Source organism: Actinacidiphila sp. bgisy160, from assembly GCF_057707815.1.
The window spans coordinates 44,129-55,722 of the sequence record NZ_JBYIQW010000017.1; the positions used below are offsets into that span (position 1 = coordinate 44,129).

10 protein-coding genes and 1 pseudogene are annotated in these 11,594 nt (G+C 68.9%); 4 read left to right on the forward strand and 7 right to left on the reverse strand.

What is annotated here, in order from left to right:
- Positions 1-11: 11 nt before the first annotated feature.
- From AC3EUJ_RS16310 to AC3EUJ_RS16330, 5 genes are all read right to left on the reverse strand, one after another.
- The gene (locus AC3EUJ_RS16310) at positions 12-836 is read right to left on the reverse strand and encodes an MlaE family ABC transporter permease (RefSeq protein WP_431961946.1); all 825 of its coding nucleotides are present in this window, start codon (positions 834-836) and stop codon (positions 12-14) included.
- Positions 837-839: 3 nt separating this feature from the next.
- The gene (locus tag AC3EUJ_RS16315) at positions 840-1,610 is read right to left on the reverse strand and encodes an MlaE family ABC transporter permease (protein WP_386993462.1); all 771 of its coding nucleotides are present in this window, start codon (positions 1,608-1,610) and stop codon (positions 840-842) included.
- Positions 1,607-2,536 (reverse strand): ABC transporter ATP-binding protein, encoded by a 930-nt coding sequence (locus AC3EUJ_RS16320; RefSeq protein WP_431961947.1) that lies wholly within the window; start codon positions 2,534-2,536, stop codon positions 1,607-1,609. Before AC3EUJ_RS16320 ends, AC3EUJ_RS16315 begins: the two co-directional genes overlap by 4 nt.
- Positions 2,537-2,646: 110 nt before the next feature.
- Positions 2,647-3,714, reverse strand: a complete 1,068-nt coding sequence (locus tag AC3EUJ_RS16325; protein ID WP_431961948.1) for an RNA polymerase sigma factor — start codon at positions 3,712-3,714, stop codon at positions 2,647-2,649.
- A gap of 131 nt (positions 3,715-3,845) precedes the next feature.
- Positions 3,846-4,862 carry a lytic transglycosylase domain-containing protein gene (locus tag AC3EUJ_RS16330; RefSeq protein WP_431961949.1) on the reverse strand — a complete coding sequence of 339 codons (1,017 nt, stop codon included), beginning with the start codon at positions 4,860-4,862 and terminating at the stop codon, positions 3,846-3,848.
- A 493-nt stretch (positions 4,863-5,355) separates the two neighbouring features.
- Between AC3EUJ_RS16330 and AC3EUJ_RS16335 the strand changes: the two genes are divergently transcribed.
- The gene (locus tag AC3EUJ_RS16335; RefSeq protein ID WP_431961950.1) at positions 5,356-5,925 is read left to right on the forward strand and encodes a galactose oxidase early set domain-containing protein; all 570 of its coding nucleotides are present in this window, start codon (positions 5,356-5,358) and stop codon (positions 5,923-5,925) included.
- Positions 5,926-6,647: 722 nt separating this feature from the next.
- Positions 6,648-6,962: pseudogene (locus tag AC3EUJ_RS16340) on the forward strand (helix-turn-helix domain-containing protein); the annotation flags it as partial.
- Positions 6,963-7,069: 107 nt separating this feature from the next.
- On the opposite strand, the gene AC3EUJ_RS16345 reads toward AC3EUJ_RS16340, so the two are convergent.
- Positions 7,070-7,363 carry a hypothetical protein gene (locus AC3EUJ_RS16345; protein WP_431961951.1) on the reverse strand — a complete coding sequence of 98 codons (294 nt, stop codon included), beginning with the start codon at positions 7,361-7,363 and terminating at the stop codon, positions 7,070-7,072.
- A 693-nt stretch (positions 7,364-8,056) separates the two neighbouring features.
- On the opposite strand from AC3EUJ_RS16345, the gene AC3EUJ_RS16350 reads away from it, so the two are divergent.
- A complete protein-coding gene (locus AC3EUJ_RS16350; protein WP_431961952.1) occupies positions 8,057-8,383 on the forward strand; it encodes a hypothetical protein in 327 nt (108 codons plus the stop codon).
- A 310-nt stretch (positions 8,384-8,693) separates the two neighbouring features.
- On the opposite strand, the gene AC3EUJ_RS16355 is transcribed toward AC3EUJ_RS16350, so the two are convergent.
- Complete coding sequence (locus tag AC3EUJ_RS16355) at positions 8,694-10,913, reverse strand: carbohydrate-binding protein (protein WP_431961953.1); 2,220 nt, start codon at positions 10,911-10,913, stop codon at positions 8,694-8,696.
- Positions 10,914-11,226: 313 nt separating this feature from the next.
- Between AC3EUJ_RS16355 and AC3EUJ_RS16360 the strand changes: the two genes are divergently transcribed.
- Positions 11,227-11,592, forward strand: coding sequence for a CU044_2847 family protein (locus tag AC3EUJ_RS16360; protein WP_431961954.1), 366 nt, complete (start codon positions 11,227-11,229; stop codon positions 11,590-11,592).
- Positions 11,593-11,594: the final 2 nt, after the last annotated feature.

The following is an 11,594-nucleotide window of genomic DNA, read 5'->3' on the forward strand; positions in this document are numbered from 1 at the left end:
GCGCACCGCTCTCACCCCGCCACCCGTACCGTCGTGTTGGCGCCCCAGATCGCCAGGCTCAGGAAGAAGTCCAGGACGTTGATGGCGACGATCGAGGTCCGCACCGCACGGCCCACCGCGACGCCGACACCGGCCGGTCCGCCACTCGCGTGGTAGCCGTAGTAGCAGTGCACCAGGATGATCAGCAGAGCGAAGACGATCACCTTGCCGAAGGACCAGAACACATCGACGGGCGGCAGGTACTGGTGGAAGTAGTGGTCATACGTGCCGGTCGACTGCCCGTAGTAGCCAGTGGTGATGGTGCGGGCGGCCAGGTACGAGGACAGCAGCCCGATCACGTACAGCGGGATCACCGCGACGAAGCCGGCGATCATCCGCGTCGTCACAAGGAACGGCAGCGACGGGACGCCCATCACCTCCAGCGCGTCGGTCTCCTCGCTGATCCGCATCGCACCCAGCTGCGCGGTGAACCCCGCCCCGACCGTCGCGGACAGGGCGAGTCCGGCCACCAGCGGGGCGATCTCCCGAGTGTTGAAGTACGCCGACAAGAACGCCACGAAGTTCGAAGTGCCGAGCTGGTTGAGGGCCGCATAGCCCTGAAGGCCGACCTCGGTGCCGGTGAAGAAGGAAAGGAACGCGATCACACCGACCGTGCCGCCGACGACGGCGAGCGCGCCGCGCCCGAAGCTCACCTCGGCAAGGAGCCGCAAAACCTCCTTCTTGTAGCGTCGCAGGGTGCGGCCCGTCCAAGCCAAGGAGCGCCCGTAGAAGGACAGCTGGGCACCCAGCTCTTCGAGTGAGCGCAGGGGGCGATCGAGGAGGTTTCGCGGTCTCATCGGCTAACCCCTCTGCGGGACGACCTGGAAGTACACGGCCGTCATCACGAAGTTGGTCACGAACAGCAACATGAAAGTGATCACCACGGACTGGTTGACGGCATCGCCCACGCCCTTCGGCCCGCCCTGCGCCGTCAGCCCCTTGTACGAGGCGACGATCGCGGCGATGGCCCCGAACACCAGCGCCTTGATCTCCGCCGCCCACAGGTCGGGCAGCTGAGCGAGGGTGGTGAAGGACGCCAGGTATGCGCCGGGCGTGCCGTGCTGGAGAACGACGTTGAAGAAATAGCCGCCCGCAACACCGACCACCGAGACGAGGCCGTTGAGCAGTACGGCTACCACCATCGACGCCAGCACCCGCGGTACGACGAGCCGGTGGATCGGGTCGATGCCGAGCACCTGCATCGCGTCGATCTCGTCCCGGATCTTGCGCGCCCCGAGGTCCGCGCAGATCGCCGTGCCGCCCGCGCCCGCGATCAGCAGCGCGGTGACGATCGGCGATGCCTCCCGCAGCACGGCGAGCACGGACGCAGCACCAGAGAAGGACTGCGCGCCCAACTGACGGGTCAGACTGCCGATCTGCAGCGCGATGACCGCCCCGAACGGAATCGAGACCAAAGCCGTCGGCAGGATCGTGACGCTCGCGACGAACCAAGCCTGCTGAATGAACTCCCTCGCCTGGAAGGGCCGTCGGGGCAGGGATCGGACGACGTCCAGCGCCATCGCGAAGAGGCTGCCCGAGTGCCGCAGCGCACCCGTCGGGGAGAGTCTCATGTGTCCCTCACCCCCCTCTCGTGCAGCTCGGCCTCGCGCCTCGCGATCGCATCCCAGCGGGGCGGGCGGGTGATGCCGGGGCTGGGCAGCAGGCGCGGGGTCGGCACATCGGCCCGAACACCCTCATCGATCTGGGCCAGCTCCTGCTCGACCTGGGCCGCGTCCTTCTCCTCCGCCATGCCGATCGGCCCCTGCATCCGGCCGTTCAGGAACTGCCGTACGACGGGCTCGTCACTGGCCAGCAGCTCTTCGCGGGGCCCGAACGTCACCAGCTCGCGCCGGAACAGCAGCCCGATGTTGTCCGGCACCTGACGGGCCGAGGCGATGTCGTGGGTGACGATGAGGAAGGTCGCGTCGATCTGTGCGTTGAGGTCGACGATGAGCTGATTGAGGTAGGCCACGCGGACCGGGTCCAGGCCCGAGTCCGGTTCGTCGAACAGGATGATCTGCGGGTCGAGGACCAGGGCACGGGCCAGCCCGGCCCGCTTGCGCATACCGCCGGAGATCTCGCCGGGCAGCTTCCCCTCAGCGCCGATCAACCCGACCATGTCCATCTTTTCGAGAACGATCCGCTTGATCTCGCTCTCGGACGTGCGGGTGTGCTCGCGTAGGGGAAAGGCGATGTTGTCGTAGAGGTTCATCGAGCCGAACAGCGCGCCGTCCTGGAACAGCACGCCGAACAGCTTCCGCACCTCGTACAGGTCGCGCTCGCGCAGGCGGGTGATGTCCCGGCCCGCGACCTTCACCGATCCCCGCTCCGGCTTCAGCAGCCCCACGAGCGTCTTGAGGAACACCGACTTGCCCGTCCCCGAGGGGCCGAGCATCACCGAGACCTCCCCGGCAGGCAGCGTCAGCGAGACGTCCTGCCAGATGACCTGGTGGCCGAAGGACTTGGTCAGCCCTTCCACACAGATCTCGACACCCATCCGGTTCCATCCTTCGCCCGTGGAGCAGTCCCGACAACTGCTCTACGGGGAAGAGAGGTGCGTCCGTCGCGGCGAACCAGGAATTTTTTCGCGGACGTGTGTGCGGGGCGCTACGGCAGCTTCGGCGACGACGTGAGCGAAGGCGTCCCCGGGCTGGAGACAGACAGCGGAGGTACGACCGAGGTCGGGGGAAGCGACGGGAGCGACGGGAGTGACGAGGCGACCAACCCCGTCGGCAGACCCGGCACGACGGTCGGCAGGCCCGTCACGGCCGTCGGCAGCCCCGGCACCTTCGGAACCTCGGGCACCTGAGGGACCTGCGGCGCCGAGGGCGGAAACGCGGACACGTCCGCCAGGGATGGCACCGGCACCGGCACCGGCAGAAACGATCCCCCGGTGGGTGAGGGCGTCCGGCCCCAAGACCCGCGCGCCGACGACGACGGGGTGGGCGTTGCGGGGGCGTGCCCCCGGCCCGTGACCTCGCCGTGCAGGAGCCGCGGGTCGCCGGACACGGCCGGCCGCGGCGCCGGACCAGTCCCGTTTCCGCCCGCGTCGAGCGCGAACGGCAGCACGAACCCCGCCACCACCAGGGTTGCCGCCGTCGTGGTGAACGCGACCGCCTGCGCATTGCCGCCCCCGCGCAACCGTCCGCGCCCGACCAGGAACAGCACCAGCCCGAGCGTTCCGGCCAACGAGGCGCGCAAAGTCCGCCGGGCCCGGGCCAGCAGCGACTCGACGGTCCGGTAGCTGAGCCCCATCCGCACCGCGACCTGGCTCACGTCCAGGTCCTCGGACCTCAGCCGAAGCGCCTCCGCCTGCCGGGCGGGCAATTCGCCGCTGCGCACCGCCAGCCACTTCGCCTCAGCCCGGTCGCACACCGCCTCCTCGACGGGTACCGGGCCCGGTGTCATGAGTGCGGGACGGCTGCCCACCTCGGCCTCGCGGTTGACCTGCCGGTGCCGGTCAACGCACAGCCGCATCGTCACCGTCGTCAACCAGGCGCCGAGCCGCTCGTCGTCGAGGTCCGGGCGCTCCGCGGCTCGCAACATCGCCTCATGAACGGCGTCCTCGGCGTCCTCCCGGCTCACCGATCGCCGCCGGGCCACCTTGAGCAACTGCTCACGATGGCTCCACAGGCGCTGCCAGCGCTCGTCGGCGGCCGCTGTGTCCGCAGGCATATCCGTCGCCATGAGGGCCCGCCCCTTCGCACTCACCCGCCGGTACATGCTTCCGACGTGGCGAGATTACCGCCGAGTAGTGGCGGTTGTGGAGAGGCGGACACCCATGGCGTTCCGGCCCTTGCCAGTGGTCAGCGGCCAACCTCGGGCAGCACGCCGCCCCCGGGCAGCGAGAGCGTCAGTTCGGGGACGGGAACCATCGGCGTCGCGGACGCCTTCGGGACCCCGGTCGCGAGGGAAGGCCTGGGAGAGGGTGCGGTGGGCGACGTCGACGGCATGCGCGAAGGACCAGTGCTCGGCTTCCGGTCGCCCGACGGCTTCGGCGGCGCAAGCTTCTGCCTCTTCGGGCCGGACGGCTTCGGCCGGACCGGCCGGGATCCGGCGGACGCGTCCGGCACCACGCGGTGTCCGGTCAGGTAGTACACGTACCACGCCTTGACGGCGCGCAGATAGGCGTCCGAGTGGTTGTAGCCCAGTATCGCCCGGTCCAGGTCGGCCGGGTTCGACAGGTCCCGGTCGCCCGAGCACAGGTAGCGGCCGGCTGCGAGCGCCGCGTCGTAAACATTGTTCGGATCCGTCCGTCCGTCGCCGTTACCGTCCGCTCCCCAGCGGGCCCAGGTGGACGGGATGAACTGCATCGGACCGACCGCGCGGTCGTACACCGCGTCCCCGTCGTACGCGCCGCCGTCGGTATCCGCCACGACAGCGAAGGCGCCGCCGGTCAGCCGCGGGCCGAGGATGGGCGTCACGGTGGTACCGTCCCGAGTCACCCAGCCGCCCCGTGCCTGCCCTGACTCCACCTGGCCAATCGCGGCCAACAACTGCCAGCGCAGGTGGCAGCGCGGCGCGGTACGCGCCAGATCCTCCTCGGCACGCCGGTACGCGGCGAACACACTCGCAGGCACATTGCCGTCAGTCACTCCCTGTGCCATGCCCTTCTTCCGCGTCCGCAGCGGTGGAAGTTCGGTGCGGTACGGGGTGTCGCCGGAAACGCTGAGGCCGTGCTCGGCGGGTGCCGCCTTCCGTGCGGGCTCTTCGGCTTGGGCCGTGACCGCCCTTGGCGCTTGTGACGCGGTCAGCACGGCAATCGCCGCCGCCGCGATCGCCGTACCCCTGGCACCCCTCAGTGTTCCGATGAGCGCACGCACTGTCATCGTGCAGTCCCCTCCGTGCATGAATCCGTCGTTTGCTCTACGCGGCCGGAGGGCAGGTCCGTCGTGCAAAAATTCGGGGATCGGGCGGGCGCCCCTTCAGAGGGCGTGGCGGCGGGTTAGACGTGTGGACGATGTGGGACGGACCGGCCCCGCAGCCCTGTCCGAGCCGCTCGCTGTATTGGGGAATCCGCAGGCCGCTACGGGCCCCCACTACGTCCGGGCAAATCGCCATGAGCGGCGCAGCCCCGGCATGCATCGGCGGCACTCGCACGGTGGCCACACAGAAGACTGAAAGGGCTTCAAGATTGTCCCCGCTGTGGAAGCGGGGCCCCACGCCTGCCCGCCGTTGCGCGATGCGCGCAGGGTCATCAGCGGAGCTTCGCGCCTACTCATCGGCGTCTCCGGTTGTCAGACGCATGCCGCGCGACTCAGCGACCCGCAGCGCGTTCGACAGCATGTCGCAGAGCCGTGCCACGAGGAAGCACGATTGCTCCGGGCAACTGATCCGCCCCGCATCACCCACTCCTCCGACCCCAACCAGCGCCTCGTCGAACTGCCACTGACCGTCAACGCCGACACCATCGACCTCAACGTCACCACCAACCCCAACCTCGCCCCGCCCGGCTGGTACATGCTCTTCACCGCCGACGCCAACGGCGTGCCCTCGGTCGCGAAATGGATCCACCTGGACTCCGCCGGGACCGGGCCGGCGCTGCGCTCCACCACCCAGGCCGGCGCGGACACCCCCTCCCCGCACATCCACGACTTCGCCCGGGACCTCGCGAACGAACCCCTGAAACCGGGCAGGAAGCGGACCTCGGCACCGGTGAAGGTCAGCGTCTCCGGCTGCGGCCCCCGCTACGGCACCCCGGATGTCTACGTCCCGGTCGCGTTCCCGAAGGCGGTCGCCCGGACCTCGGCCGCCCGCTGCGGCTGGCTGGACGCGCAGGGCTACCGGCTCCCCCTCAAGGCCAACGACGCAAGAGACCGTCAGCGGACGTTGCCGGAGTGTGGAGCGAATTTGGCATGCTTCCGGCAGGCCACGCGATCGCCGTGAGCAGGTTCGTCAGGCCGCAGTGGCATTTGGAGGGATTGACATCCTTCCGGGGGCTCAACCCCTGATCTCGGATGCCCGTCGAAGCGAATGAAGCCCACCCATGAGGAGCGTGGCCCCGGCCCCGCCGGGCCACGCGTCCCCCCGGCGAATGCCGGGGACGACCGGCGCACGGGCCCGGCTCTGTCGTAAGAGGTCAGTGCCTCAGGAGCGGATACGGCTCACCGTGGGCCTGGCCATGCCCGCCGCTTACGTCCCCATGAGGAGCGGCGGCCCGAGGCGTCGGGCCGCCGCCGCCGCGCTGTGCGGGGCGGGAGTGCCTTGATCGAGGAGGCAGACGTCCAATGCACAGGTTTCGCCTGCAGGAAAGGGCTACGTCTGCCGCTCTTCGATTCCGCCGGGAGAGCGGACGTGCCAGAGCCTTCGCACTGGCGCTCGGCCCGTGCGAAGGCTCCGAGGGCAAAACAGTCCCCGGTAGATCTGCGCGTGTCCTGAAGCTTCAGTCGTCACTGTCGCCTCGGTATCGCGCCGGCTTGCCGGGGGCCTGAACCACATCCTGTCCAAGTCACTCCGCCGACTAGACGTCCTCATCGACTTTGCAACTCTTTCGGTGTTATGGCCTATAAACCACGATGCACAATGTATGTAGCGAGTCAATAGGTTTTGGGTAAATTCTGCAGGAAGCTCCACGCGATCACCTTCGACTGCGACACCCGGCCCGCCCTCGCTGCAAGCTCCGGCCCTCCCAGCGAGCCCTGGTCGTGCTGGTGTACCTGCGCAAACACGAAACCCTCGCGCAGATCGCTGCCGGGTTCCGGATCGGCGTCGGCACCGCCCACGCCTACGTCCGATCCGTCACCAGTCTCCTTGCCCGCCGTGCTCCCTGCCTAGCCCATGCCCCGCGCGCAGCCGATGCGGAGTATGTGCTGGTGGACGGCACCTTCGCCGAGTGCGACCGGGCCGGTGACAGCCGCGCTGACTACTCCGGCAAGCACCGCCGCCACGGCGTGAATCTCCAGGTCATCACCGACCCGTGCGGCACCTCCGCCGTGCCGACCAGACGCCCGCCCCGCAAGGAGCTCACCACCCGGCAGGGATCGCTGAACCGGGCGCAGACTCGGCTGCGGGTGAATCGGACACCCGCCGGTCACTCACCGTGGATGTCCGGCCGGACCTCCACGATGATGTCCGCGTCCGCCTGGTCGCCCTCCTCGTCACGCCAAAGGAGGACGCGCACGTGCCTCGCCCTGGAAAGGCCGCTCACCTTCCACTCGGTCATCAGGTCGGCGACGACGAGGGCGACGGCGTATCGGGGGCCCTCGCTCGAATCGTCTGCGGTGATCGTGCCCCGCCACCGCTCGGAATCCCTGCCATAAGGGCGCCATCCCTCCGAGCCGTGCGGCTCGAAGACCCGGTACACCCAATCCGTCTCGGTGCCCATAGCACCGATGCTGTCACTGCAAGGAGTCCCCCGCGCCGTATCGGATCGACGCCCGCCGAGCGCGGGTCGACCGCCTCCAACAACTGCCCCGACGCCCTGAGGCTGGACGACGGCGAATTCCTCGTCATCGGGGAGCGGCTCGGCGCCGGACGTGACCAACGGGCGACTGACAGTGAGACTCGCCTACCACGGGATCTCGCCACCCACTTCCCAGCCACATTGCGGGCAGCAAACCCCTGCGTACACGTCGTCCCGCGCGTGATCCAGGGCCCGCCTGTATTCCTACTTCGAACTGGGCGAACCGCAGCGAACACAGCCAACGGCCACCCTGGCGACCTTGGGGTACTTCGCCCCATGGGTCCGGCGCTGTACACCGCGGCGCCTCGGCTCCATCCCACTGCATGGATGCCGTACGGCGCGAGGGACGCCAGGAGGTCGAACCGCGGGTCTCATGGACGGCCACTTCGATCCCCATCCCGGGGTCGTCGTCGAAGCCGCGGGCTTCGCGGCCTGCGCCGATGTGCAGGGCCTTCGGCGGTCGTCAGTCTCACTCGACCACGATCAATAAACAACGCTACGCATTCCATCACTCCAATGGGGGGTATCGAATGGCGGTTCCCTTCCGCCCCGCCCAGCCTGGGCTCGTGCGTTCGATTCGTCCGAATGCGCGAGCCACTCAAGGGAGGTCGAACCATGACCCGCACCAAGCTCCTCGCCCTGGCCGCCGCCCCCGCGCTGGCTCTTAGCCTGGCGTCCCCTGCGCTGGCTGTGGAAGTGACCGCGTCGTCCCCCGACACCGTGAACAGTCCGGTCGGGTCGATCGAGGCCAACCAAAGCAAGATCGTCACTGTCACCTGCCCTGCGGGCACCAATGCCATCAGCGGTGGCTGGAAGGTGTCCTCCGCCAGCATCGACGTGACGGACAACCGTCCGATGAGCGCCACGCAGTGGCAGATCACATTCCAAAACGAGTCGAAGACCTCAGGCACTGTGCAGGCGTTCGCCCGCTGCATGGCCTGATGGCGAGTACCAGCCATGGCAGGTCGGCCCGTTCACCGCACCGCCAGACGCGGTGAACGGGAAGGCCGAGCAGCCCCCAGCGCCGTAACCGGCTGACCGCGAAGGACGACGAGGACGCTGCGGACGGATACGGACGGACGGCTGCACTGCTCTGGACGGCACAAGACCCAGGTCGGGAATCCATCCCCGACCTGGGCCTTTCCTCAACTGTCAGGTGTAGCCACGCCCCCACCGGCGCTGCGCGGTCCGGCGGTGGCCTGCCGTCACTCCCCGCCCGTCGCCGGGGAGTGACGGCAGAGCGCCGGGAGCGCTACGACAGGCGGAGGTAGTCGATGTTGAAGCCGCCCGTCTCGCAGTAGAGCCTGACCACTTGGTCTCCCGCGACGAGGCTGACGGGTACGTGCACGGACTGGTAGGAGGCCCAGCCGCCCGTGTCCGGGACGGAGGCCGTGGCCAGTGTCGTGCCGCTCGCGTCACGGAAGGAGAGTGCGTCCGGGACCGCCGCGCCCGTGCCCGTGGCGACGCGGAGCTCCAGGTCGTACGTTCCGGCCTTCGGCACGTCGACCGCGTAGTCGAGCCAGTTGCCCGCCGCCGTCCAGCCCACGTTCGCGCCTCCGCTCGCTGCGGGGTTGGACTCGATGAAGTTGGCTCCGCCCGCCGTCCAGCCGTGCTGGGCGGAGTACGACTCCGCTTCGACCCTCACCCCGACCGGTGCGCTGTGCGGCTGCACCGTCACGTGCAGGGTCACCTGGGCGTGCGCCGTGCCGTCGGTGGCGGTCACCGTCACGTCGCTCTGGCCGGCCGCCGTCGGCTTGAGCGTCACCGTTCCCGTGGTGGGGTCGACGGTGACGCCGTCCGGGAGGTCGGTCGCGTAGAAGGCGAGCCGGTCACCGTCGCGGTCGGTCGCCTCGAGCGGGACCTGCACCGTGCCGTACTGGTCGGCCACCACGTCGGGTACCGGGGCCACCACGGGGGCCCTGTTGTGCGGGTGCCGGGGTATGCGCTGCTGCCAACGGTAGGTGGCGTAGGAGTTCGCCGGGACCTTCACCACGAACGACTTGCCGCCGAGGACGACCCGCACTGTGCTGTCCGCGCTGTTGGCGTTGCCGAGGACCGCGACGAACCTGTCGGCGCCGTGCCGGTACACGACGTTGCTCACGCCGCCCTGCGTGGCGCTCGACTCCAACCGTACGTCGCCCGGCGTGAGGTACTTGGCGAACTGCCCCATCGCGTAGAGCTCGTCGCGGACGGTGAAGTCCCTGGTCGTGGTGTTCACCTTGACCAGCCGATCGGGCCACTTGGTGGTCGCGGCGACCTCGTCCCAGTCGACGTTGTTGTCCCGTGCGGGCGTCCAGTGGAGCGTGCCGCCGTCCTGGTCGGTGGCCTGTGCCCACAGGACGTAGGAGCTCGCGTCGAGGCGGAAGTAGTTGAGGATGGTCGCCGCGGACAGGTCACTGGTCTCGGTCATGTGGACCGGCTTGCCGGTCTGCTCGAACGCGTCGCGCATGACCTTCGGGTCGCCCCAGTAGGGGTGGAAGGCGACGGCGTCGGTGGCGTTCAGGACCTGCCGGCCGGTCACGGAGCCGTCCGGGGCGTCGTTGAAGATGCGGTAGTAGTTCTTGGTCGCGGTGCTGTTCGGGTCGCGCCAGTCCCAGAAGTTGAAGTCGTGGACGTATAGCTGCGTGTTCAGGCCGGCCTTGTGCAGGGCCCTCTTGATCGCGAGGGCGAGCTTCTGCTGCTGGGCGACATCGATGTCCATCGCCGGGTAGACCACGTCCATGCCGGGCTCGTTCAGCAGGGTCAGGGCGTCGACGCGGATGCCGTGACCGGCGTACGCCTGCACGAACTTGACGTAGTAGCGGGCGAAGACGTCGATGCAGTCGTCCCGGAGCTTGCCGACCTGGTAGTAGTCCGTCGTGCTCCCGGGCTTGAGCGCGACCTCGCCCGTGAACCGGTTGTTGGTCTTCATCCACGCCGGAGCGCTCCACGCGGACGCGAAGAACGTCGCCTTCGGGTTGTAGCGCTGGATCAGCTTGATGGTGTCGACGATGTGCAGGTCGATGTCGCGCTGGATGGAGAAGTGCTTCAGCTGGAAGTCGTCGGTCACGTCGGCCGGAAGGTCGTCCTCCGACCAGAACGGCAGGTGCTCGATGAGGTCGGGGCTGCCGATCGTGAGACGGAAGCGGTTCAGGCCCGCCCCGGTCTTCGGGTCGACGAGCAGCCGGACGGCCTCCTCGCGCTTGGCGGGGGTGAGCTTCCAGAGGTTGGACACGCTCGTCTCGTCCAGGGAGAACCCGATGCCCGAGTACTTCTGACGCGGGCTGCTCGGGTCGACGACGACGGTCGTGTCGGCGGGGGCGTCCGGGCTCGTGCCCGGCGCCGGCTGCCACGCGTGGCCGGCCCCTGTGGAGTAGGTGCCCGCCACCGACGAGCCGTGGTGGTGCGGTACGGCGGCCGGGGCCGCGGACTCCGTGCCGGCGAGAACGACCAAGGTGAGAGCTGCGGCTGCCCCGATGAGGGAACGTCTCACGGTGTCCTTCCTTTCTGGTGGGATGCGCGGGTCGTACATGGTCCCGATCCCTCGGACGGATCCGCCCCCTCTCCCTCCTCGGGACGCGAGCAGATCGAAACAGCCTTGTTCGCGTTCTGTCAAGACATGAAAAAAGGCGTGAAGAAAGGCGTGAAGAAAGTTCCTCCGTGCCTCCTCGGCGGGACATCGAGGTCCACAGGCCGTCCCGGCCCGGCCGCCGCACGTATCCGCGCACCTTCAACTCCCCCTGCCCCAAGTCCGGTTGAGGTCGTTAAGATCGCCGCACGCCGCCCCGGAGCGAAAGAGGACCGCCATGACCGAACGCCCTGTGCGCATCGTGGAAGTGCCGTTGGGCGACGGCAGCGACGACGTCATCCGGGTCCAGGTGCGCGACCTGGACGACGGTCCTGTACGGGTCGGTCGCGGCGGCCGCGCCGTGGCGCGCGCCGAACGGTCCCTCGGGCAGATGCTCGACACCGTGCGGCCCGTGGCCGAGAGCTTCGTGAGCCGCGTCCGCGGGATGGCGCACGCCCCGGACGAGGTGACCCTCGAATTCGGCGTCTCCCTGTCCGCCGAGGCGGATGTCGTGATCGCCAGCACCGCCACGGCGGCCAACTTCTCGGTCACCCTGACCTGGAACCGGGGTGACCGGCCAGACGTCAACGGGCATACTCCGTAACG

Coding starts and splice junctions, on each gene's coding strand:
- AC3EUJ_RS16320 (WP_431961947.1), bottom strand. CDS start 2,536: ATGGGTGTCGAGATCTGTGTGGAAGGGCTGACCAAGTCCTTCGGCCAC.
- AC3EUJ_RS16310 (WP_431961946.1), bottom strand. CDS start 836: ATGAGACCGCGAAACCTCCTCGATCGCCCCCTGCGCTCACTCGAAGAG.
- AC3EUJ_RS16350 (WP_431961952.1), top strand. CDS start 8,057: ATGACCCGCACCAAGCTCCTCGCCCTGGCCGCCGCCCCCGCGCTGGCT.
- AC3EUJ_RS16325 (WP_431961948.1), bottom strand. CDS start 3,714: ATGCCTGCGGACACAGCGGCCGCCGACGAGCGCTGGCAGCGCCTGTGG.
- AC3EUJ_RS16360 (WP_431961954.1), top strand. CDS start 11,227: ATGACCGAACGCCCTGTGCGCATCGTGGAAGTGCCGTTGGGCGACGGC.
- AC3EUJ_RS16315 (WP_386993462.1), bottom strand. CDS start 1,610: ATGAGACTCTCCCCGACGGGTGCGCTGCGGCACTCGGGCAGCCTCTTC.
- AC3EUJ_RS16345 (WP_431961951.1), bottom strand. CDS start 7,363: ATGGGCACCGAGACGGATTGGGTGTACCGGGTCTTCGAGCCGCACGGC.